Source organism: Sphingomonas jinjuensis (assembly GCF_014197105.1).
Taxonomy (GTDB): Bacteria; Pseudomonadota; Alphaproteobacteria; order Sphingomonadales; family Sphingomonadaceae; genus Sphingomonas; species Sphingomonas jinjuensis.
The window spans coordinates 12,726-35,976 of the sequence record NZ_JACIEV010000014.1 but is presented as its reverse complement, the minus strand read 5'-3'; the positions used below and the strand labels follow the sequence as shown (position 1 = coordinate 35,976).

General features: G+C 64.4%; 20 protein-coding genes. 7 read left to right on the top strand and 13 right to left on the bottom strand.

Features of this window, described 5'->3' with window-relative positions; all coding sequences use genetic code 11:
• From GGQ80_RS17260 to GGQ80_RS17200, 13 genes are all read right to left on the bottom strand, one after another.
• On the bottom strand, positions 1 to 397 hold a 397-nt coding region (locus tag GGQ80_RS17260; RefSeq protein ID WP_183987183.1), incomplete at its 3' end, for a hypothetical protein.
• 151 nt (positions 398 to 548) lie between these two features.
• On the bottom strand, positions 549 to 1,802 hold the full coding sequence (locus tag GGQ80_RS17255; RefSeq protein WP_183987181.1) for an NAD(P)/FAD-dependent oxidoreductase: 1,254 nt from the start codon (positions 1,800 to 1,802) through the stop codon (positions 549 to 551).
• Entirely contained in the window at positions 1,799 to 2,860 is a 1,062-nt protein-coding gene (locus tag GGQ80_RS17250) for a phosphotransferase (protein ID WP_183987179.1), read from the bottom strand. The genes GGQ80_RS17255 and GGQ80_RS17250 overlap by 4 nt, the downstream gene beginning before the upstream one ends.
• On the bottom strand, positions 2,853 to 4,034 hold the full coding sequence (locus tag GGQ80_RS17245) for an acyl-CoA dehydrogenase family protein (protein WP_183987177.1): 1,182 nt from the start codon (positions 4,032 to 4,034) through the stop codon (positions 2,853 to 2,855). Before GGQ80_RS17245 ends, GGQ80_RS17250 begins: the two co-directional genes overlap by 8 nt.
• Positions 4,031 to 4,786 (bottom strand): SDR family NAD(P)-dependent oxidoreductase, encoded by a 756-nt coding sequence (locus tag GGQ80_RS17240; protein ID WP_183987175.1) that lies wholly within the window; start codon positions 4,784 to 4,786, stop codon positions 4,031 to 4,033. The genes GGQ80_RS17245 and GGQ80_RS17240 overlap by 4 nt, the downstream gene beginning before the upstream one ends.
• Entirely contained in the window at positions 4,783 to 5,565 is a 783-nt protein-coding gene (locus tag GGQ80_RS17235; RefSeq protein ID WP_183987187.1) for an SDR family NAD(P)-dependent oxidoreductase, read from the bottom strand. Before GGQ80_RS17235 ends, GGQ80_RS17240 begins: the two co-directional genes overlap by 4 nt.
• Complete coding sequence (locus GGQ80_RS17230) at positions 5,562 to 6,833, bottom strand: acetyl-CoA C-acetyltransferase (RefSeq protein ID WP_183987173.1); 1,272 nt, start codon at positions 6,831 to 6,833, stop codon at positions 5,562 to 5,564. Before GGQ80_RS17230 ends, GGQ80_RS17235 begins: the two co-directional genes overlap by 4 nt.
• 11 nt (positions 6,834 to 6,844) lie before the next feature.
• A complete protein-coding gene (locus GGQ80_RS17225; RefSeq protein WP_183987171.1) occupies positions 6,845 to 7,684 on the bottom strand; it encodes an IclR family transcriptional regulator in 840 nt (279 codons plus the stop codon).
• A complete protein-coding gene (locus tag GGQ80_RS17220; protein WP_183987169.1) occupies positions 7,681 to 8,328 on the bottom strand; it encodes a 3-oxoacid CoA-transferase subunit B in 648 nt (215 codons plus the stop codon). Before GGQ80_RS17220 ends, GGQ80_RS17225 begins: the two co-directional genes overlap by 4 nt.
• Positions 8,328 to 9,035, bottom strand: a complete 708-nt coding sequence (locus GGQ80_RS17215; protein WP_183987167.1) for a CoA transferase subunit A — start codon at positions 9,033 to 9,035, stop codon at positions 8,328 to 8,330. The genes GGQ80_RS17220 and GGQ80_RS17215 overlap by 1 nt, the downstream gene beginning before the upstream one ends.
• Positions 9,035 to 9,352, bottom strand: coding sequence for a 2Fe-2S iron-sulfur cluster-binding protein (locus tag GGQ80_RS17210; protein WP_183987165.1), 318 nt, complete (start codon positions 9,350 to 9,352; stop codon positions 9,035 to 9,037). Before GGQ80_RS17210 ends, GGQ80_RS17215 begins: the two co-directional genes overlap by 1 nt.
• Positions 9,349 to 10,836, bottom strand: a complete 1,488-nt coding sequence (locus GGQ80_RS17205; protein WP_183987163.1) for an aldehyde dehydrogenase — start codon at positions 10,834 to 10,836, stop codon at positions 9,349 to 9,351. The genes GGQ80_RS17210 and GGQ80_RS17205 overlap by 4 nt, the downstream gene beginning before the upstream one ends.
• An 11-nt stretch (positions 10,837 to 10,847) precedes the next feature.
• The gene (locus GGQ80_RS17200; RefSeq protein ID WP_183987161.1) at positions 10,848 to 12,518 is read right to left on the bottom strand and encodes a GMC family oxidoreductase N-terminal domain-containing protein; all 1,671 of its coding nucleotides are present in this window, start codon (positions 12,516 to 12,518) and stop codon (positions 10,848 to 10,850) included.
• A gap of 118 nt (positions 12,519 to 12,636) precedes the next feature.
• On the opposite strand from GGQ80_RS17200, the gene GGQ80_RS17195 reads away from it, so the two are divergent.
• From GGQ80_RS17195 to GGQ80_RS17165, 7 genes are all read left to right on the top strand, one after another.
• The gene (locus tag GGQ80_RS17195; protein WP_183987159.1) at positions 12,637 to 13,062 is read left to right on the top strand and encodes a Zn-ribbon domain-containing OB-fold protein; all 426 of its coding nucleotides are present in this window, start codon (positions 12,637 to 12,639) and stop codon (positions 13,060 to 13,062) included.
• Positions 13,059 to 14,216 (top strand): thiolase C-terminal domain-containing protein, encoded by a 1,158-nt coding sequence (locus GGQ80_RS17190; protein ID WP_183987157.1) that lies wholly within the window; start codon positions 13,059 to 13,061, stop codon positions 14,214 to 14,216. Before GGQ80_RS17195 ends, GGQ80_RS17190 begins: the two co-directional genes overlap by 4 nt.
• Positions 14,217 to 14,218: 2 nt before the next feature.
• Positions 14,219 to 15,451: an aromatic ring-hydroxylating oxygenase subunit alpha gene (locus tag GGQ80_RS17185; RefSeq protein WP_221364476.1), complete on the top strand. Its 1,233-nt coding sequence runs from the start codon at positions 14,219 to 14,221 to the stop codon at positions 15,449 to 15,451.
• Complete coding sequence (locus GGQ80_RS17180) at positions 15,451 to 16,968, top strand: class I adenylate-forming enzyme family protein (RefSeq protein WP_183987155.1); 1,518 nt, start codon at positions 15,451 to 15,453, stop codon at positions 16,966 to 16,968. Before GGQ80_RS17185 ends, GGQ80_RS17180 begins: the two co-directional genes overlap by 1 nt.
• A gap of 11 nt (positions 16,969 to 16,979) precedes the next feature.
• Entirely contained in the window at positions 16,980 to 18,443 is a 1,464-nt protein-coding gene (locus GGQ80_RS17175) for an aldehyde dehydrogenase family protein (RefSeq protein WP_183987153.1), read from the top strand.
• 103 nt (positions 18,444 to 18,546) lie between these two features.
• Positions 18,547 to 20,658 carry an acetate--CoA ligase family protein gene (locus GGQ80_RS17170; RefSeq protein ID WP_183987151.1) on the top strand — a complete coding sequence of 704 codons (2,112 nt, stop codon included), beginning with the start codon at positions 18,547 to 18,549 and terminating at the stop codon, positions 20,656 to 20,658.
• 95 nt (positions 20,659 to 20,753) lie between these two features.
• Positions 20,754 to 23,210, top strand: a complete 2,457-nt coding sequence (locus GGQ80_RS17165) for a TonB-dependent receptor (RefSeq protein ID WP_183987149.1) — start codon at positions 20,754 to 20,756, stop codon at positions 23,208 to 23,210.
• Positions 23,211 to 23,251 lie beyond the last annotated feature (41 nt).

Below are 23,251 nucleotides of genomic sequence, written 5' to 3'. Positions count from 1 at the left end.
TGGCAGCGATGATGTCGCCGAGGGTCGCACCGTCATCGCGCCCGAGCAGCGCGAGGACGTCGGCCTGCTTAGTCGTGCGGGACGGCAATGGGGCATTACCATCTACCTTAGCGTCAATCGTCGGCCTCCCGCCAGCCTCGTCCGCATCGATGCCGATCGCAGCCAAGCCAGAGGGTGTGGCGAAGAGCCCGAAGCGCAGGTCGCCGTCGATGCGGTGGACCGCCGCTGCATCAGTGGTCTCGCGCTCCTCGGCGAAGCCGAAAGTAACGAGTCCTGCCAGTGCCTTGGTCGTGCGTGCGCTTGCCGTAAGCGAGGAGGGAAGCGGCAGCAGACTGGCATCACCGCGCTGGCCGGCAGCGGCAAGCAGGATGCGGTGGGTGTCGTTGAGCTTCGTCATGTGGGTTGCCTTTCGATGCGAAGGCAGGACCAGTCCCGCCTCGCACCACCCACAGCCCCGCTCGATCCGATCGGCGGGGGGGAGGCCGGCGCTCAAGAGCAGCGCCGACTCGATGCCTGTGCTGTTCGCTCTGCTAGGGGCTCCAGTCGAGCTAAAACTGCGAGTTTGAAACAGCTATTTGCTTGAGTGGCCTAGCCGGGTCTTCAAGCCCTTCAGCTTTTCCCTGTAAGCTGACGCCGACAAGCATCTTGCCTTGAACGTAATCTCGAGTGGAGTTGACGCAATCCAAAGCGATTACGTGATTATTCTTTACGTAGATGATGCTGAAGCTGCGTGAGCTTGGAATGCCGCGGACAATCAGCTGGTCGTAATTCGCGGACAGACCCACGGTCTGCAGCTTTAGGTCGTACTGATTGGACCAGAACCACGGCAGCGCTTCGTAGGGTTCAGGGGTGCCCATGATCGCCTTGGCGACGGTCATCGCCTGGTCATTTGCATTCTGGACCGATTCGAGGCGGATGATTGCGCCGTGCGCATAGCGATTGGCGTGCGCGGCGCAGTCGCCGATGGCGAAGACGTCGGGCAAGGTCGTGCGGCAATGGGTGTCGACATCGACACCGTTGCCGCCGGCGGCACCGGCCGCCAGCAGCGGCTCAACGTTGGGGACAATGCCGATGCCGACGATCACGATGTCGCACGCGACCATCTCGCCATCGGCCAGCCGTACGCCGCATGCCTGGCCGTCGCGTTCCTCGATACAGGTGACGCCAATGCCGGTGCGGACATCGACGCCATGGGCGCGGTGTTCCGCCTCGTAGAAGCGTGAAAGCGGTTCGCCCGCGACCCGCGCCAGGACGCGGTCCTGCGCCTCGAGAACGACGACGTCCTTGCCCAGCTTGCGCAGCACCGCCGCCGCCTCCAGGCCGATATAGCCGCCGCCGATGACCGCGACGCTGCTGGCCGTCTCCAGCTCGACGATCATCCGATCGACATCGGCGCGCGTACGGATGCCGTGGACGCCGGCGAGATCATGGCCCGAACAGGTCAGCCGACGCGGGCACCCGCCCGTTGCCCAGACCAGCGTTCCATAGCCGATCGCCCCGCCATCGGCGGTGACGACGCGGTGATCGGCGGCGTCGACCGTGACGACCTTGCGCCCGAGGATCAGGGCGATGCCCCGGTCCGTCCAAAAGCCCGCCGGCCGCAGCAGCAGCCGCTCGAACGGCTTGTCGCCCGAGAGATACTCCTTGGACAGCGGCGGGCGCTCGTACGGCAGTTCGGGTTCGTCGCCCGCGATGGCGATGCTTCCGGCAAAGCCCCGCTGCCGAAGCGCGATCGCCGCCGCGGCACCGGCGTGGCCCGCACCGACGATGAGGACGTCGTAGCGATCGTAAGGGACGCTCATCGCAACGACTTCATGGCTTGATCCCAGGCGAGCGAGGCCAGCAACGGCACTTCCGCAGCGAGGCGATGAGCGTTGGGGTTCGCAGCCGTCCCGCGGAGCAATCGCCCCTTGATCCCGTGACAGATGGCCGCAAAGCGAAACAGGTTGAAGGCGAGATAGAAGTCGAGATCGGGAACGGACGTCCGACCGGTCCGCTGCCGGTAGGCGTCGACATAACTGTCCTCGTCGGGCAAGTTGAGCGCACGAAGGTTCGCGCCGAGCAAGCCCGGTATCGTGAGAGCCGGCATGCGATACATCATCAGGTGATAGGCGAAGTCGGCGAGGGGATGGCCCAACGTCGACAGCTCCCAATCGAGCACCGCCAGCACCCGCGGCTCGTCGGGGGCGAAGATCAGATTGTCGATGCGGAAGTCGCCATGGACGATCGCGGTCTCCTCGTCGTCGGGCACATGGGCGGGCAGCCAGTCGGCCAGCCGGTCCATCATCTCGTCGCGGCCGGCATCGGCATCGCCGCGATATTGCGCGATCCAGCGGTCGAGCTGGCGGGCGACATAGCGGTCAGCGCGGCCATAGCTCTCCAGGCCTGCGGCGACCGGATCGATGGCATGAAGCGCGGCAATCGCCTGATTCATCGCATCGAATATCGCGGCGCGTTCGCTTGGCGCCTGCGCCTCAAGGCTCGCGTCCCAGAAGATGCGGCCTTCCACCATCTCCATCACGAAGAATGGTGTACCGATCACCCCGGGATCGTCGCAACAGCCGTGGATGTGCGGCACCGGATAGCCGACCCGACCCAGCGCGCTCATGACCCGCGCTTCGCGTTCGATCGCATGCGCGCCCTTGAGCAGCTGCCCCGGCGGCTTGCGGCGGAGCACGTAGCTGTCGCCCGCCGTCGTCAGCTTGTACGTCGGATTCGACTGGCCGCCGTTGAACTGGGTGACGCGCAGATCGCCTCGATAGCCCGCGACGTGGCGCTCAAGCCACGCCGCCAGCGCCGCCTCGTCGAAGCGGTGCGCCGCGCGGACGTCGCCGGTGCCAGCGAAGGCGTTGTCACTCATGGGTCCGCCAATCGCGCTTGATCTTCTTGGCGAGGCTCCATTTGTGCACCTCGGTAGGTCCGTCGTAGATCCGGAAGGCACGGATCTCGCGGAACACCTGCTCGACGATGGTGTCGCCCGACACGCCGGTGCCGCCCATCACCTGGACGCAACGGTCAGCGATGCGCATCAGGGCTTCCGATACCGCGACCTTCGCCATCGAACTTTCGGCGGTGCCGAGATCGCCAGTGTCGAGCACGCCCGCGCACCAATCGATCATGAGTTCCGCCTGCTTCAGGTCGATCAGATTGTCGGCCAGCATGAAGCCGACGCCTTCGTGGTCGACCAGCGCCTTGCCGAAGGCGTGGCGAGTACAGGCGTAGGCTGTCGCAATCTCGTTGGCTCTGATGCATGCCCCCAACCACCGCATGCAATGCGACAGGCGAGCGGGAGAAAGGCGGACCTGGGCATAGCGAAAGCCGTCGTGGGGGGCGCCCAATATGGCGTCTGCCGGGACGCGCAGATTATCAATCGCGACGATCGAGTGGCCGCCAGGCATCGATGAATCGATCGTGTCGAGCACGCGCTCGATGCGGATCGCCGGGTCCGGCAGATCGACGAGGAACATCGTCGCCGCCATGCGACCATCGCCCGCATCGGTCTTTGCCATCACAATGCCGACCGCGGCGCCATCGGCCCCGGTAATGAACGCCTTGCGACCGTTGATCACCCAATGGTTGCCATCGAGCCGGGCCGTCGTCTGCATCATCGACGGATCCGAGCCGGCGCCGCCATCCGCGGCAGGCTCGGTCATGAAGAAGGCGGAGCGGGCGGAGCCAGCAACCATCGGCGCGAGAAAGTGCACTTTCTGGGTAGGCGATCCCACCTTGCCCAGCAGGTACATGTTACCCTCGTCCGGGGCCATCGTATTGCAGGCGAGTGGTCCAAGCGGCGACAGGCCGGATCGGATCAGGACGTAAGCCGTCTCGCGCTGCGTTAAATGATCACCATCGGCCAAGATATGCGGCGTCAGCACGCCAGCGCTTCGTGCCTTGTCGCGCATTTCCTGAACGAGCGCGTCGGACGGGCCATGGGCGCCTTGGCGGGGATCGCGTTCGTAATCGATGACCACATCGCGAACGAAGCGCTCGACCTGGGCACCGATTTCGATTGCGCGTTCGCTGGGGGGCGTCATAGGGATTGCCCGTCGTCAATGACGAAGTCGCTACCAGTGACGCCAGCGCTGGCATCGCTGAGCAAGTAGAGCAGCGTCGCGTCGAGCGCGTCCTCCTCCAGCAGTCGCCGACGCGGCCACCGAGCCATCTGCCGCTGGCCAGCCTCGCTATCGAACCAATCGCTTGCGAGTTCGGAACGGATATAGCCTGGTGACAGCGTATTTACGTTCGGCCCGCCACGCGCCCACTCCTTGGCAAGGCATCTGCCAAGGTGCGTCACCGCGGCCTTCGATGCGCTATAGGCGACGATGCCATTGCTCTGCATTTGTGCGGTGATTGACGAGATGAGAATGATGCGACCTTCGGCTCCCCGATCGACGGCCTGAAGCTGCCGGGCCGCAGTGCGGGCGGTGAGGAAAACGCCTCGCACGTTCGTCGCAAACAACCGATCGAACTCATCCACTGCCAAGTCGACGGCTCGTCCCTGAACGTTGATACCGGCGTTGGCGACCACTCCAGTGACCGGGCCGAAGCGCGCCTCGGCAGCAGCGAATGCCGCTTCGACTGAGGCTTCGTCGGTGACGTCAAGCGCGACAGTCTCGACCGTTCCGCCATCGGCGCGGATCGCGTCTGCCAGCGCCGCCAGCCTGTCAACTCGCCGCGCGCCGGCCACGACGCAGGCGCCCGCCGCCGCGGCGATATGAGCGAAGCGAGCGCCGAGACCAGATGACGCACCGGTAACGAGGACGGTCCTTCCGTCGAGCCGGCTCATCGCGGCGCCATACGGATGGCGCCATCGAGCCGGATCCGCTCGCCATTGAGATATCCGTTTTCGACCATGTGTACCGCCAACGCGGCATATTCTGCGGGGTCGCCCAACCGCTTGGGGAAGGGAACCATGCTCGACAGTGCATCGACGACCTTGTCGCCCATGCCAAGCATCAGCGGGGTCGCGAAGATGCCGGGCAAGATGGTGTTGACGCGAATTCCCTCGTTCATGAGATCGCGGGCGATCGGCAGCGTCATGCCCACGATCCCGCCCTTCGACGCCGAATAGGCAGCTTGCCCCATCTGGCCGTCCTCGGCAGCGACCGAGGCCGTGTTGATCGCAACGCCGCGCTCGCCGCCCTCGACCGGATCGAGTGTCATCATGCCGGCCGCTGACTTGGCTAGGCACCGAAAGCTGCCGATCAAGTTGATGCGGATCACCCATTCGAAGGCATCGAGCGGGAAGTGCTTGATAGAACCGTCTTCCTTCGCGCGGCTCGCCGTCTTGATTGCATTGCCGACACCAGCGCAATTGACGAGGATGCGCTCCTGACCATGGATGCCGCGCGCGTCGGTAAAGCCCGCGTCGACGCTCTCGTCGCTGGTGACGTCCACTTCGAAAAAGCGGCCGCCAATCGCGGCTGCGACCGCTTCGCCTTTCTCTCGCTGGCGATCGAAGATGGCAACGCGGGCGCCTTTGGCGGCGAGCGCGCGCGCCGTCGCCTCGCCAAGACCGGAGGCACCGCCGGTCACCACCGCGGCCACGCTATCATCGATCTTCACTGCGCATCCTCCTTCGACATCCGCTCGATGATGATCGCCGGAGCCATGCCGCCCGCCGCGCACATCGTGACGAGCCCGTAGCGACCACCCGTGCGCTCCAGTTCGTCGAGCACGGTTCCGATCAGTATCGACCCGGTCGCCCCGATCGGATGCCCGAGCGCGATCGAGCCGCCATTGACGTTCACCTTGCTGCGATCGAGATCGAGATCGCGGATGAACTTCTCGGCGACGACGGCGAAGGCCTCGTTGATCTCCCACAGGTCGATGTCGTCCTTGGTCAGACCTGCCTTTGCGAGAACCTTTCTCGCCGCGGGCACCGGTGCATTCAGCATCAGCGTCGGATCGTCTCCGACATTGGCGGTTGCGACGATGCGTGCTCGCGGCGTCAATCCATGGACGCGCGCATAATCTGCAGATGCGAGCAGCAGAGCAGCTGCCCCATCAACCACGCCCGACGAATTGCCTGCGTGATGGACCGGTTCGATCGTGACGTCGGGATAGCGACGGCCGATCTGCTGGCGGAACGTTGTCCCGCGTTCGTCATAGGCCCAATCCGCCATCGCGGCGAACGCCGGCTTCAAGGCAGCGAGACCCTCCGCGGTGGTGTCGGGGCGGGGATATTCGTCATGGTCGAGCAACGTCTCGCCGTCATCGCCGACCACTGGGACGACCGATCGATCGAAGCGACCCTCGCTGATGGCGCGCGCCGCCTTGCGCTGGCTCTCCAACCCGAAGGCGTCGAGTTCCTCGCGGCTGATGCCCTCGATGCTGGCGATCGCGTCCCCGCAGACGCCCTGGTGCGATTGTGGATGCGCTGCATCAAGGCGGGCATTGTGCGACCCCATCAGAGTTGGTGCCTTTCCCTCCGCCTGATCGCGGGCTGCCTCGGCATTGGCGTAGCTCATCATCTCGGTCCCACCCGCGATGACGAGGTCTTCCATGCCGCTCATGATCTGGGCGGCTGCCAAGCTGACCGATGTAATGCCGCCGCCGCAGAAGCGGTCCAACGTGACGCCCGACGCCTTGATGTCGTATCCTGCATCCAGCGCTGCCATGCGGCCGAGGTCGCCCGACTGTAAGCCGCGTTGCGACGACGTCGACCAGATGATGTCGTCGACATCCGCGGTGTCGAGATGATTGCGTTCAGCGATCGCTTTGAGCACCGTCGCAGCGAGATGCTGGGGGTGAAGATGCGCCAGTGCGCCTTTGCCTTGTTTGCCGATCCCACGGGGCGTGCGTACGGCGTCGATGATATAAGCGTCTGCCATGGGATGCTCCGTCAGGCGAGGGTGCGGGGAGAGCGCGAAAGGCTCGCGGCCGTGGCGGCCAGTCGCTCGCCGACATGGGCGATCTCGTCGTCGTCGATACGGTTGGCCAGCTCGATGGCGGAGATGCCATAAGCCGGCCGGCCGGTTTCGTCGGTAATGATCGCGGCGATCGCGACGATACCGTTGTAAAGCGTCTCGCGATCCACGCCGTAGCCGGTCCGGCGCGCTTCCTTGACCTCGGCGAGGTAGCGACTGGCATCGATAGAGCCTGCCCAGCGGAGCTTGCGGAAATGGCGACGCAGTTCCTGGTCGTCGATGTCGAGCCCGGCGGCGGCGGCCCGGCCGACGGCGCCGAGCATGAGTGGCATGCGCTGCGTCACCGCTAGGTCGAGGCGGACGGGGCGATCGACGAGTGCCTTGTCGATCAGCACGACGCGATCATCGACAACCTCCCACAGCGCGATCAGGCGACCGGTTTCGTTGGCGAGCCTGACGATTTCGGGACGAATAAGATCGACGAGGTTGCGTCCAAGCAGCCCCTTGGCGATGTCGAACAGGCCGGCGCCAAGAGAGTAGCTCTTGGTTGCTGCATCGAAGTCCACCAGACCCTCGATGCTGAGCGTGCGCAGCACGTTGAACGCGGTCGAGGTGTTGACCTCCGCAGCGCGGGCGGCGGCGCTGACCCCGAGCGGTGCATCGCTCGCGGCCAGGACGCGAAGAAGCTTGACCGTTTGGACGACCGCGCCGACGAGCTTGCCCTTACCGGGCCCTTCCGTTTCTTCGCTCATGATGCCAGGGCTAGGCATACGGTGCACAAGCGTCAACGAGGCTGCACCAAGCGGCATCGTCATGCCATTACGTCCTCTTCATAGTCGGCCTCGGTGCGCTCCCTCACCATGGCGGGGGTGACGTCGGGGGCGCATTCGAGCAGGCGGAAGCGCGCGCCACGTTCCGGGCGCTCGAAAACGGCGAGGTCGGTGATCACGACGTCGACAACACCCGCTCCAGTGAGCGGCAACGTGCAGCGACGTCGAAATTTGGCGCTGCCGTCTCGCGCAACGTGCTCCATCAGCACGACGATGCGGCGAACCCCGGCGACCAGGTCCATTGCGCCACCCGGACCTTTGACCATCCGGCCGGGCACCATCCAGTTGGCAAGGTCGCCATTTTCCGCGACCTCCATGGCGCCAAGAATGGCAAGATCGATGTGACCCCCGCGGATCATGCCGAAACTGTCTGCGGACGACACGTAACTGGTTCGGTCCAATTCTGTGATCGTCTGTTTGCCGGCGTTGATGATGTCGGGATCGACCGCGGTTTCGAGCGGAAAGGGGCCAAGGCCCAGCATGCCGTTCTCTGATTGAAGGGTGACGTCCAGCCCGGGCGGGATGTGGTTGCTGACGAGCGTCGGTATGCCGATGCCGAGATTGACGTAGAAACCATCGGCCAGCTCTCGCGCGGCGCGGCTTGCCATCTGATGTCGGGTCCAGGCCATCAGGCGACCGCCTCGCGTATGGTGCGCTGTTCGATCCGCTTCTCGTTCGCAACGGCTCGGATGACCCGTTGGACAAAGATGCCCGGGGTGTGGATGTGATCCGGATCGAGCTCGCCTGGGCCGACGATCTGCTCGACCTCGGCGATGGTCAGCCTCGCGCAGGTCGCGACCATCGGGTTGAAGTTGCGGGCCGATTTCCGATAGACGAGGTTACCGAAGGGGTCGCCCCGCCACGCCTTGACGATGGCGAGATCGGCGACGAGTGCCGTCTCGAAGACGTGCGGTTGACCCGCGAAATCGCGCACCTCCTTGCCCTGCGCCAGCGATGTGCCCGCACCAGTCCGCGTGAAGAAGCCAGCAATGCCCGCACCGCCGGCGCGCAGCCGTTCGGCCAGCGTTCCCTGCGGGTTGAATTCGATGTCGAGTTCGCCGGCCAGATACTGGCGCTCGAATTCCTTGTTCTCGCCCACATAGGACGAGACCATCCGCCGAACCTGACGGTTCTCTAGAAGCAATCCGAGTCCGAAGCCGTCAACCCCGGCATTGTTCGACAGCAGCGTGAGCTCGCGCACGCCACTGTCGCGAATGGCGGCTATCAGCGTCTCAGGGATGCCGCACAGGCCAAAGCCCCCGGCAGCAATCGTCATCCCGTCGCGCAGGACACCGGTCAGTGCCTCGACCGCCCCGGCATAAACCTTGTCGACCATCAATCCTCCGGCGCGATCGTGGCGCGCAGCCCGTCGAGATCGTCGGTCAGGGCGATCTGGCACGATAGCCGCGACGTGTCGGTGCGGTGCATCGAGCTGTCGAGCAGGTCGTTTTCGTCTTCGCTCATGGGCGGAAGTCGATCCCACCAGGCGGCATCGACATAGACGTGGCAGGTGGCACAGGAGCAGCAGCCGCCGCAGATCGCCATCAGTTCGTCGATTCCCGCACCGCGGATCGCTTCCATGAGCGACCCCGCGCCACCGGGCGTTATGGCTTGCTCGGCACCCTCGCGCGTGGTGACGTGAACGGTAGTCATGACATTTTCAGCTCCGTTGCCGGCCGCCCGTCGAGCAGCACCGTTTTGATCTCGAGATAGGAGAGCAGACCTTCCACGCCGCCCTCGCGGCCGACGCCCGATTGTTTGAAGCCGCCGAAAGCGATGCTGAAGTCGAGGCGCAGCATGTTGTGGCTGACGGTTCCGGTCCGCAGCTGTCGGGCGACAGAATAGGCACGGTCGGCATCGTTAGTGAACACTGCCCCAGCAAGGCCAAAGGGACTGTCGTTCGCGACGTCGACGGCCTCGGCCTCGTCGCCGACTGGAATGACCGACAAGACCGGACCAAATATCTCCTCGCGGGCGATACGGGCGCTGTTGTCCACATGGCCGAAGACCGTCGGCTCGACGAACCAGCCGCGATCGACCCCCTTCGGCCGCCCTCCGCCGGTAGCCAGCGTGAAGCCGTCGTGGCGAGCCGACGCGATATAGTCCTCGACCCGATCACGCTGCCGCTGGGTGGCAAGCGGACCCATTTGGACGGCGGGGTCGAACGGATCGCCGACACGCACCTGGCCAAGTCGCGACGCCAGCGCGTCAAGCATCGCGTCGTGGCGGTGACGAGACACGATGACGCGGGTCAGGGAAGCGCAGACCTGCCCGGTCAAGTCGCAGGCCCGCCCCGCGATCGCATCGGCGGCGGCATCGATGTCGAAGTCGTCAAGGATCACTGCGGCCGATTTGCCGCCGAGCTCCAGCGTGTGACGAGCGATGCGGCCGCCAGCGATGGCACCGATCGCTTTACCGGCAGCGGTCGAACCGGTGAAGGCGATTTTGTCGACACGCGGGTCGCGGACCAGCCGTTCCGAGGCAACGCGATCGGCAGTGACAACATTGACGACGCCCGGGGGCAAGCCAACTTCTTCGGCTATCTCGGCCATGAGCAGCGCGTGGCCGGGCGCCTCTGGCGATGCCTTGATGATAACCGTGCATCCGGCCAGCAGCGCTGGTGCAAGCTTCAGCGCGATGAGCGAGATGGGACCGTTCCATGGGATGATCGCTCCGACGACGCCCACCGGCTCACGAACCAGCAGACCGAGTGTGGCGCCGGAAACCGTTGGGCGTTCTTCTTCAAAGGCGAAGCGATCGGCAAGGCCCGCGTAGAGAGAGTATAGATTACCGACAGCACCGGCGAAGGCACGCGCGGTCGCGTGAAGGACGCCCATCTCGTTCGGCCAAATCGTCGCGACGTCGTCGGCCCTCGCCCCCAGCTTGGTCGCAATGGCATCGAGGTAGCGGCCACGCTCGGCGTGGGAGAGGCGTGGCCAGGGACCGTGATCGAACGCCTCGCGCGCCGCACCGATCGCGCGATCGATGTCGTTTTCCTTCGCTTCGGCGACGCGCAGATAGGGTTGCTCTGTCGCGGGCGCGATGACGTCGATCGTCGCGTCGGTCGATGGATCGACCCATGCGCCGCCGATGAAGAAGCGACGGGGCTCACGAAGTGGGGGCGGAGCTAGCGTCATCAGTACCTCGATCAGGCCGCGGCACGGCGGCGGTCGGCCAGGATCATGTCACTCGCCTTTTCGGCGATCATGATTGTCGGCGCGTTGGTGTTGCCGGAGGTCAGCCGCGGCATGATGCTCGCGTCGACGACACGCAGGCCAGCGATGCCATGGACGCGGAGCGCCGGATCGACCACCGCGCTGCGGCCGTGCCCCATCGCGCAAGTGCCAACCGGATGATAAATGGTGGCGCCGGCCAACCGAGCGAAGTGAAGCAGTGCGGCATCATCGGCGGCGTCTGCGCCGGGTATCGTCTCACGCTCGATTAGCGTCGCGAGCGCGGGCTGCGCCGCGATGGCGCGCCCCTGTTTCAGTCCGGCGACGATTGTCTTGCGATCGAGCGGATCGGTGAGGTAATTGGCCAGGATCGCGGGATAATCCTCTGCGGAGGCTGACCGGATGCGCACCCAACCACGTGATTCCGGGCGGAGCTGGCAGACGGCGAGCGTCAGCCCGGGCTCTCGCTCGAGTTCCATCGCGCCCCGCGTTGCCAGCGCTTCGCCGTCGAGGGTGGCGGGCAGGATGTGGAACTGGAGATCGGGCGCGGCGAGCCCCTCGCGCGAGCGCGTAAAGGCCGCCACATGCGCTGCGGATAGCGTCAAAAGTCCGGTTCGGCTGACCAGATAGCGCAAAATTTCGCGCCCCAGCGCCATGCCACGCGACTGAGCGTTGATCGACGGAACGCCGCGCCGCAGGCGGAACTGCTCGCCGACGACGTAATGGTCCTGCAGGTTCTCGCCGACACCCCGAAGATCGACGGCAACGTCAATGCCGTGCTGGGTGAGCAGCGCTGACGGGCCGACCCCTGAGAGTTGAAGAAGCTGTGGCGAGCCGATGCTGCCCGCGCAGACGATGACTTCCCCACGGGCGCGGGCCATCTGTTGCTTTCCACCGCAGCGGAATCGAACGCCGGCCGCACGACCGCCCTCGATCACGATCCGCTCGGCGTGGGCGTGGGTGACGATACGGAGGTTGGGCCGCTTACGGGCCGGATTCAGATAGGCCGAGGCAGCCGACCAGCGCCGGCCGTCCTTGACGGTGAGCTGAAACCAGTCGACGCCTTCCTGTTCCGGCCCATTGATATCGCGATGGGTGAGCCCCCATTGCCTGCATGCCTCGATGACGGCGACCGAGACGGGGTGTTTCGTCGTCGGATCGGAGACGTGGAGCGGACCGCCGGCGCCATGGACCGCGTCCTCACCGCCAAGCCGGTCTTCGCTGCGACGGAAATAGGGCGCGACGTCATCGGCGCTCCATCCCTCACAGCCGAGCTGGCGCCAGCCATCATAGTCGGCACGCTGGCCACGGACGTAGAGCAGGCCGTTGATCGAGGAGGATCCGCCGAGCACCTTGCCGCGCGGCCAGACATGCTCGCGCCCGCCGGTCTCCGGGTCTGGCTCCGTACGGTAGAGCCAATTGACCCTGGGATCCTTCAAGTTCGAAGCATAGCCGACCGGAATGTGGATGTTGAGATTGACGGTGAACTGCCCCGGCTCCTTGCCTGGGCGATCGTCGCCACCTGCCTCGAGCAGGATAACCCTGCTCTTCCCGTCGGCGGTCAGGCGGTTGGCGAGGACACATCCCGCCGAGCCTGCGCCGACGATGACGTAGTCCGCCGCAAGCTCCTCTCCCTCTCGTTCCACGCGCCTCTCCGCTTGTTATGACCGACGCTAGGCGAATTTTCATTCTGTATCAAGAATGCTTTTCTCTATGTTGACAGGCGGGCTGGTCCTCGGCACACCGGCATCAAAGGAGAGGCCGTTGAGCCAAACACCGCGAATCCGAGGCGGCATCGGTGCCGACGGTCCCTATTGGGATGCGCTGGAGCGAGGAGTATTCCAGCTGCCGCGGTGTGCCGGCTGCGGCGCCTGGATGTGGCCGGCGCATTACCGGTGCGGCGATTGCGGCTCGTGGGACATGGAGTGGGTGCCGCTAGATCCGATAGGGACGCTCTATACTTGGACGCGTATGCATCAGGCGCCGGTGCTGGTTCGCGAGCGGATTGAAGACGTCCCTTACGTGACGCTGCTCGCGGAAATCCCGGCTGCAGGCGGCAAGCGGGTCGTGGGTGCGTTGCATGGCAGCGAAGATGGATTGGCAATCGGCGTCCCGATCCGCGGCGTGTTTTTGCCCCCTTCGCCGAAAACCAAGGGTTATGCGACGCTTGGCTGGGAAATCGTGCGATGAGCTTGCGTGGCAAGACCGCCATCGTCGGTATCGGGCAAACGCCCTATTACAAGCGTGGCACCGCACCCGATCCCGAACAGAAGCTGGCACTCCGCGCGATCGTCGCCGCCTGCGAGGATGCAGGGATCGATCCGCGGGATATCGACGGCTTCGTTTCCTACGGATCGGAGCGTAATACGGGTCAGCAGATGCTCCCGGCGCTCGGTCTGCGCGACCTCAGATTTGCCGCTCTCGCCTGGACGCATGGCGGCGGCATTCCTGGCGCGCTTACGATTGCCGCCGCGGCCATCGTTTCCGGACAAGCGGAAATCGTCGTCGTCCATCGGGCCATGGCCGAAGGAAGCAACCAGCGGCTTCAGGTAGCGGTCACGCAGGACGAAACACCCGCGCAGTTTCTGGTCAACGGTGTCGATTTTATCCTGGCTCGCTCCGCCCAGCGTGCGATGCGACTCATCCACGAGGGCGTACCGCAGGAATGCTTCGAGGCCATCGCACGCGCTGGCTATTTCCACGCGCAGAACAATCCCGGCGCGATGGGCCACGGCCACATGCTTACGCTGGAAGCGTATGCCGCATCGCGGTGGATTGGAGAGCCGCTCCATCTTTACGACTGTTCGCGGGAAAGCGATGCTGCAGCAGCGGTAGTTCTGGTGTCGGCCGAGCGAGCTCGCGATTTGCGTCAGAAGCCTGCTTATCTGCTGTCAGCGCCAATGGGCGCGGGCGCCAGTCAGGGTTCGCGAGAGGACAATCACGAGCCCTACACGTCCGTCGGGATGATTGGCCTGGCCGATCGCCTGTGGCGTGAATCCGGTTATGGCCCAAGCGACGTCGACGTCGCGCAAGTCTATGAGAATTTCACGCCCATGGCGGCGATGGCGTTGATCGACCACGGCTTCTGCACGCGCGAGAGCGCTGGTGACGTGTTGACGTTCGACAACCTCATCGCTCCCGCCGGCAAGCTGCCGATCAACACCTCGGGCGGCAATATTGCCGACGGCTTCATTCACGGCATGGGGCTGCTTCCGGAAGCCGTGCGGCAGATCCGCGGTACATCGACCAACCAAGTCCCTGGTGCACGGCTATCGCTGATGACCGGCGGACCCGGAGACTCGCTCACGAGCACCGCCCTGCTCGGTTCCGACGAGACGCTTTAGACATGAACGTTACCACTTCCGCCCCCGCCGCGCCCTTGAAGCCGACCATCGACACGCTGAGCGCCAGCCAGCAAGAAGCGATCCGTCGGATTCCCGCCCACGACGGCGGTCAGCTGCCGACCCCGATCGCAGATTGGCTCGATCCGGTCATCAAGAAGACGCGCCCCGCCTCGATCTTCCTGGATCCGGCGCGCTTCGACCTCGAGCAGCGCTCGGTCTTCCGGCGACTGCCGGTGCCCTTGATACCGGCGGCGCTGGTCCCGGAGCCGGGCAATGTCGTGGCGCACGATGGCTATGGCCTGTCGCTGCTCGTGGCGCGCGCCAAGGACGGTATCGTCCGCGTCTTCTACAATGCCTGCCAGCACAAAGGATCGAAGTTAATTGAGGACTGTGCAGTCCACAAGGCGGCGCGGTTGACCTGCCCTTATCACAGCTGGACGTACGGACTTGATGGGCGTCTGTTGGCGGCAGCCCGGCCGGAAGTCTTCAAGGACTTTGACAAGACCCAATATGCCCTGCCGCAACTGCCGGCGCGCGAGCAGGCGGGAGTGATCTGGGCCATCCTGGATCCCGACGTCGATCCGGACTGGTCCGGGTTAGACGATGGTTTCGCCGATGACATGGCGCACCTCGGCGTGCCGACCGCGCATGTTTATGGTCACCAGCGCTTCGATCTGGCCGCAAACTGGAAGCTCGTGCTCGAGCCGTTCATGGAAAGCTATCACGTCACGCGTTTGCACGCGTCGACGATCGGTGACCTGTTTACCGACATGGCCAGCATCTGCACGAAGCTGGGGCCCCACCAGCGCAAGGTGGCGGGTAAGGTGCAGTTCAAGCCGTCGGACGTCGATATTCCGGGTGAGAATATCCACAAGACGGTGACGCATGCCTATCAGATTTTCCCTAATGGCGTCATGGTGACCTCGCCCTATTACATCAGCCTGATGATCTTGATGCCGCGCGCAGCGGATCGGACGCTGGTCGACTATTACATGTTGCTGCCGAACAAGCCGGACAGCGAGAAGGCGGAAAGCATCGCGGCGCGATCCTACGACCTGATCCTGAAGGTGTTCGGGAACGAGGATTTCCGTGCAGCGCGCATCACGCATGAGGGCTTGGCGTCAGGTGGGCTCAAGACGGTTACTTACGGTGGGATGGAAAATACCATACCGACCTATTACGACCAACTTGAGGGTCACTTTCTGACCAACGATCCGGTTGTCGAGCACAGCTGATGTTCACCGGACTCCTTCATGAAGGGCTCGAATATTGGCGGCGCCAGACGCCGACCAAGCGCGCCGTCGTGCTCGATGGTGCCGAGAGCCTGACCTACGAGGAGCTTGGGCGTTGGAGCGATGGTGTCGCCGCCCGGCTTCAGGCGAGCGGCGTGGTTGCGGGCGACACCGTGGCGATCTGTGGCGCGAATTCGATTGCCTGGATCGTCGGGGCTTTCGCGATACTGAAGGCGGGCGGCGTGCTTGTTCCCGTCAACGAGCGCTACACCGCGCCTGAAATTACCTATCTGCTGGAGACCAGCGAGCCGCGATTGGTGCTGGCAGATGCCGAGCGAGCGGCGACGATCGCCGGGTGCGTGCCGAGTGTGCCGGTCATTCGCCTCGACGCTCTGGAACCGTTCCGCGCTGGTGCCTCGGCCGACTGGCGGGCGGTCGAGCAGCCGAGCAGCGCGATTGCCATCGTGATCTTCACCAGCGGGACGACGGCGCAGCCGAAGGGTGTGATGCTGGCCCATGATCGGCACCTCGCCAAATTCGCCGAGATGTGCCTGTTCGCGCCCGAACTCGGGCCCGCGACACAATCGCTGATGCCGTTCGGGCTTCAGGCGGGGCCTGGGACCGCCTGGGGTTATCTGTTCGCCACTACGATCGGCGGCACTTTCCATTTCACCTCCAAATACGACGCGGAGCGGACGCTTCGCACATTGGTCGATGAGCGGATCAGCTTTTTCATCGGCGTGCCGATGATCTACGAGCAGATCGCACGACTGCCCGCCTTCGCAGACGCCGACCTTTCGGCGCTGGCCTTCGCGCGGGTCGGCGGCGCCCGGTCGCATGAGGAAACGCTGGCGGCATGGCGCGCGCGTGGCGTCATCGTCCGCAACCTGTACGGCATGAGCGAAATGGGCGGTGGTGCGATCATCGCCACGGCGGACGAGGCGCTGGCGCGACCTGAAAGCTGTGGGCGCGGCATGCCCTACACGCGGGTCCGGTGCGTGCGCGACGATGGCACTGAATGTGCGGCCGGCGAGGCTGGTGCCGTGCTGATGCGCGGACCGGGCCAGATGGTCGGCTATTGGCGAAATTCTGATGCGACGGCCGAAGCGGTGATCGATGGCTGGATGCATTCCGGCGACATCGGCGTGATCGACGCGGAGGGCTACTTCACCTTTCTCGATCGCTCGAAGGAGATGATCAAGTCGGGTGGCTTCAACATCTCGCCGAGCGAGATCGAGGGGGTGATCGCGGCGTTCGATGGGGTCGTCGAAGTCAGCGTCTTCTCGGTGCCCGACGACAAGTTTGGCGAAGTGCCGTTCGCATGCGTGCATGCCGCCGACCCGATCGATCCGCAGGCCGTATTCGAAGCGTGCCGTCAGCGGCTCGCCGGGTTCAAATTGCCGCGATACGTCGTCGCTTCCCGGGATCCGCTGGCTCGGCTCACCAATGGCAAGTTCGATAAGCGGCGGATGAAGGCTGACTACGCCGACGCGCGCGACCGTTTTCCCCGCCTCGGTTGAGGAGCAGAATCATGTATTTCGATCCGCGGTCCGTCGATGTGGTGGCCGATCAGATCATCGGCGGCCGCCGCGTGCCTGGTGCCGAGCGACGCGAGGTGCCGAGCCCGTCCGATCGCCGCATCGTCAGGGAGATCAGCTGGGCCTCGCCCGATCAGGTCGATGAGGCGGTGACGACGGCGAGGCGCGTCTGGCGTGACAGCGGTTGGGGTACGACTGCACCGCGCGAACGGGCGGCGCTGCTCTATCGCTGGGCCGACCTCGTCGAGGCGCACGCGGAGGAGATCGCGCGCTTGGAATCGCTCGTCTCGGCGCGCGTCTATCCCGAGGTCATGGCCAGAGATGCGAAGGTCGTGTCCGGCGTCCTGCGGTACTTCGGCGAATTTGCCGACAAGATCGACGGTAGCGTGACGCCAACAACGAAGGACAGCCTGTCGTTCACCGTCCACGAGCCGCATGGCGTGGTGGCTGCGATCGCCCCGTGGAACTTCCCGATCATCCTCGCGGCCTGGAAATTCGCGCCGGCATTGGCGGCTGGCAACGCGGTGGTGCTGAAGCCGTCCGAATTGACGCCGTTCGCCACTGCGCGCATCGCGGAGCTGGCGGTCGAGGCAGGCCTGCCCGCGGGGCTTTTCAACGTTGTGCATGGCGACGGCGCCGTGGGCGCGACCTTGGTCAAGCATCCTGGCGTCGACTATGTCACCTTCACCGGATCGAGCGCGACGGGCGCGCGCATCATGGCCGATGCCGCGCTCTCTGGGCTGAAGCCGGTCAGCCTGGAACTGGGGGGGAAGGGGCCTCAGCTGGTATTCGCCGATGCTCCGGATCTAGAGCGGCTGGCCGCGATGGTGGCGCGGGGCATCACCTATAACGCCGGCCAAGTCTGCTTCGCGGGGTCGCGCCTCGTAATCGAGCGGTCGATCGCGGATAGCTTCCTCGACAAGGTCAAGGGCCACATGGCCGGCGGGCAAGCAGGCGAGACCTGGGCCGATGGGACGACGGTGCCGCCTATCATCAACGACAGCCAGCTTGATCGTATCGACGGCATCGTCCGCGATGCGATCGCCGACGGAGCCCAGGCCGTGTGTGGAGCCAAGCGCGTCGATCGTGAAGCGTCGGGGTTCTTCACGCCGACGATCCTGCGCGGGGTCACGACCGAGAACCGTGCCTATCGAGAGGAAATCTTTGGGCCTGTCTTGGCCGTCCAGGAATTCGACGACGTCGACGAGGGCGTCGCGCTTGCCGATCATCCCGACTACGGCCTGACGGCCTCGGTCCATACCGCCGATATCAACAAGGCTTTCCGCGCTGCTCAGGCGATCGAAAGCGGCACAGTGTGGATCAACGATTGGGGGCGGCGGACCGATTTCACCGCGCCGTTCGGCGGCTACAAGCGCTCCGGCCTCGGCAAGGACATGGGGCGTGCCGGCTATGAAAAATACACCAAGACCAAAGCGATCTGGCTCGAATTGGCTTAGCCAAAATCTATCTCGATAGAGAATACTCTTCTTGATATAGAAAATATGCTGTGCCAAGGCTTGTGCATCGCTCCCGCTGAGACGGGTGGATGCTAACGAGAGGATGAAGGTGGCCGACGTGTCGTTGACGTCGTTTTTCGCGCCGCGGTCGATCGCCTTCATCGGCGCTTCCGACGACGCGCGGCGGATTGGCGGTCGGCCGCTTGCTTACTGCATCCGGGACGGCTTCGCGGGTCCGCTTTATCCGATCAACCCGTCGCGCGATCGTGTTCAGGGTTTGACCGCTTATCCGTCGCTCGACGCTTTGCCCGGTCCGGCCGATCTGGCAGTGATCGCGATCGGTGCGGCCGGCGTTCCTGATGCGGTCGCGGCCGCTGCCCGGCAGGGGGTGCGAGCAGCGGTGGTGCTGTCTTCGGGCTTTGCGGAAGTGGGCGAGGATGCGCTTCAGGCCGAGATGATCGCTGCCGCGCGCGACGGCGGTATCCGCGTCCTCGGTCCAAACAGCCTGGGCGTATTCAGCAATGAAGGAGGGGTCTGCGCCACCTTTAGCAGCCTGCTGGAAAACGGTCCGGTGGCGGCGGGGAAGCTAGCCATCGTATCGCAGTCGGGTGCCTACGGCGCGCATCTCGCGATGTTGATGCAGCGGCGCGGTGTCGGCATCGCGCGCTTCGTTACCACTGGCAACGAGGCTGATGTCACGGTTGCTGACTGCATCCTGCACATGGCGGGCGATCCTGCCGTGTCCGTGATCGGCTGTTATTCGGAGGGCATCGCCGACGGGCGCGCGTTTCTCAGGGCGGTTGAGGCCGCTCGGGCGGCGGGCAAGCCGGTCGTCATGCTCAAGGTCGGGCGCAGTGACACCGGGCGACAAGCGGCGGCGTCGCACACGGCGAGCTTGGCGGGTGACGACGCCGTGTTCGACGCCGTGGTTCGCGCCGCCGGCGTTGAGCGGGTCGAGACAACGCAACAATTCGTCGATCTTCTCTACACCCTATGCAGGCGGCCGCCGGTAAGCGGCAATCGGCTTGGGATCCTGACGGTTTCTGGCGGCGCCGGCGTGTTGATGGCCGATGCCGCCTCCGCGGCTGGTTTCGAGCTGCCGTTCATGCCGCAGGCTGCGCAGGCGGCTTTGAAACGGCGCATTCCCTTCGGCTCCGCAGTCAATCCGGTGGACACGACGGCTCAGGCAATGAACGATCCGACGCTGATGCGCGATGCGGCAGCGGCAATGCTTAACCATGGCGGCTATGACGCGGTGGTCTGTTTTTTCATGAATTGGCCGGACAGCCCCATCATCGGACCGGGGCTTCGCGAAGCGCTGGAGGCGGCGCTGGTGGATCATACCGACCGCACGGTCGCCATTGCGATGAACGCTACCGAGGAGACGCGACGCAGCTTCGATGCGGCAGGCCTTTTGGTCTTTGAAGATCCGAGCCACGCCGTTGCCGCGCTTGGAGCGTCGCGACGACTAGGCGAGGCGTTGGCGCGCGACGCGGTGACGCAGCCCGACCTTCCCCGCCCTGATCCGCTACCGTCGGGGCCGTTCGACGAGTTCGAAGCGGCGACGTTGCTGGCCGAGGGCGGGGTGACGATGGCGCCGATTGTCGAAGGAGAAACGCCCGAGGCGATCGCTGCAGCGGCGCAGACATTGTCGGGGCCAATCGCCCTCAAAATTCGATCGCGCGACCTGCCGCATAAATCGGATGTCGGGGGCGTCCGACTAGGATTGTTGGGCGAGGAGGCCATCCGAAGCGAGGCGCAGCGGATGCACCAGGTGGTGAGCGGTGCGGCACCCGATGCCACCTTGCGCGGGTTCGTAGCCAGTCCGATGGCAGCGCCAGGCGTGGAATTGCTCATCGGCGGCCGGGTGGATCCGTCATTTGGTCCAATCGTCACCGTCGGGTTGGGCGGTGTATTCACCGAAATCTTCCGCGATGTCGCGATCGGTCTGGCGCCGCTGACGTCGACCGAAGCTGAAGCTCTCCTGCGCAGCCTGCGAGGCTGGCCATTGCTGGCTGGCGCGCGCGGGCGCGCCGTGGCCGACGTCGATGCCGCCGCTGACGCCATCGAGAGCCTGTCGCGCTTCGTCGCACGCCATCGAGAGGTCATCGAGGCGGTCGAGATCAATCCATTGGTGGTCCATCCGAAAGGCCAGGGCGCCGCCGGGCTCGACGCGGTGATCATGGTCCGCACGGACGTACCATCGGGCAATTGACAACAAGGCGGGCCGACCGCCGGCAGGAAAGGGGAAGGATGATGACGCGGAAGGCTTCGATCTGGCTCGGCAGCTGCGCAGCGGGTGCGCTGCTGTTGTCGGGCAGCGCATATGCGCAGACGACAACGGCCAATCCTGACAGCGCGCCGGCTTCCTCGCAGGGGGCTCCAGCGGCGGGCAGCGCCGACGGCGCCACGCCGCAGGAAAGCGCCTCGTCGACGCAGGGTGCGAGCGTGGCACCAGAGGGTGGCGACATCATCGTCACCGCCAATCGCCGCGAGGAATCGCTGTCGCGCGTCGGTATCCCCGTCGCCGTCGTCACCAGTCAGCAGCTCCAGCTGCAGGAGGTGCGTCAGCCATTGGATCTTGCCAGGGTTGTGCCCGGTTTCCAGGCAGCCTCCGCCGGATTGACCGGATCTCCGGTTTACATCCTGCGCGGCGTTGGCTTCGACACCCCGAATGCGACCTCGACCGCGCCGGTTGGCACCTATGTCGACGAAGTCGCCTATGCCTATCCCTACATGTCGCTTGGCGCGAACTTCGACCTCGAGCGCGTCGAAGTGCTCAAAGGGCCACAGGGAACGCTGTACGGCCGCAACGCAACTGGCGGTCTGATCGACTTCATCACCGCGAAGCCCACCGATACACCGCAAGGCGCGCTGACGTTGGGCTATGGCAACTACGACAGCTTCCTGGTTGAGGGTTTCGTCAGCGGTCCGCTATCCAAGACGTTGAAGGCCCGTGTGGCCTTCCAAAGCGACAATCGTGCGACCGGGTGGCAATATAGCGTCTCGCGACCGGACGAGCGTCTCGGCACCCGTTATCGTCAGTCGGTGCGCGGTACGTTGGCCTGGGATCCAAGCGACCGGCTGAGCGTGGTCGGCAGCGTCACCTATTGGGAGTTGCGCGGCGAGCCTCAGGCGCCGCAGGCGATCGCCTATGTCGGCAACGCAGCGCTCCGCAATCCGGCGATCAACGCCAGCATCATCGCCAATCCGACAGACAATCGTGCGGCGGACTGGACGCCGATCGGGCGCCAGCCGCGCAGCAACATCACCGGGATACTTCGCCCCTTCTATGATCTCAACTCGAAGTTCGTGGCCGGTTCGCTCAAGGCGACGCTCAATCTGTCGGACAGTATCTCGCTGGCGTCGCTCACTGGCTACAATAAGCTGAACTTCAAATCGGTCGCTGAAACGAACGGCGTCCAGACCGAAAGCCAGACGGCGGTGTCGACTGGTCGGATCGAGTCCTTCTCTCAAGAGCTCCGCCTGCTTGGTGATATGGGGGCGCTAAACTGGTCGATCGGGGGCTACTACGCCAAGGACAACACCTACGAGTTCAACTACGGCTATGTCGATGAACTGTCGACGATCGTCGGGCTGCGTGCGGCAGCGGCGGGTATTAATGCGGCGCGGGGCACCCCGATTAATCCAACTGCTCTGTCGACCAGTTTCCGCAACTATTCAGGCGTCGGTAACTACGACAATCGCGTTCTCGCCGGATTTGCCAACGTCGATTACAAATTTGGCGACCTATTCAAGCTGTCGCTTGGCGGGCGATACACGCAGGACAAGCTGGAGGGCTCCGGCTGCGGCCGTGATTTCAACGGCAACAACGTGACGCTCGTCAACTTCCTCTATCCGGTGCTGACGCGTAATCCGGCGCTTCAAGGGATCCAGCCCGGAGGCTGCTACACGCTGACGCAGGACAACAGTCGCTTCGCGCTCGCGCAGCAGGGCCAGACCCAGGAGAACTTCAGCTGGCGCGTCCGCGGCGACGTGACGCCGAGCGAGACGGTCCTCTTTTACGGATCGGTTAGCCGGGGATATAAGGCGGGAGTATTTCCGATCCTGGCAGCATCGAACGCCAGCCAGCTGCAACCCGTGACGCAGGAGCAACTTACCGCCTATGAAGTGGGCGCCAAGTTCAATCTGCTTGATCGCCGGTGGCAACTGAACGTGGCCGGCTATTATTACGACTATGTCAATCGCCAGATATTCGGCCGTATTCCCGACTTGATCTTCGGCACGCTGCAGCGGATCGTCAACATTCCCAAATCCGAGGTGTATGGCGCCGAAGTCGATACGACCTTCCGTCTGACCGGTACGTTACGGATACAGGCGGCAGGGTCGTATCTTCATACCGAAGTGAAGCAGTATACCGGCTACAACAACGCTGCGACCGCATCGCTCGTCAACTATCGCGGCGCCACCCTGCCGTATTCGCCGAGATGGCAATTCAATGGGTCGATCATCAATGACCAGCCGCTAAGCGATACGATCAGTCTCTTCACATCGGTCTTCGGTAGCTATCAGTCGCGATCGTCCAGCGTGCTGGGCGACGAAGCTGGCTTCGGTATCAAGGCCTATGGCTTGCTTGGCGCGAAAGTCGGCATTCACGCCCCCGACAACCGTTGGGGGCTGGAAGCCTATGTCTCGAACCTGACCAATACCTATTACTGGACGAGCGCGCAGCGTCAGTCCGAGACACTCGTTCGCTATGCGGGGATGCCGAGGATGTACGGCGCCCGGGCTACGTTCCGGTTCTGAGAAAACCGGCGGGCGCGGCATCGACGCCGCGCCCCGATGGA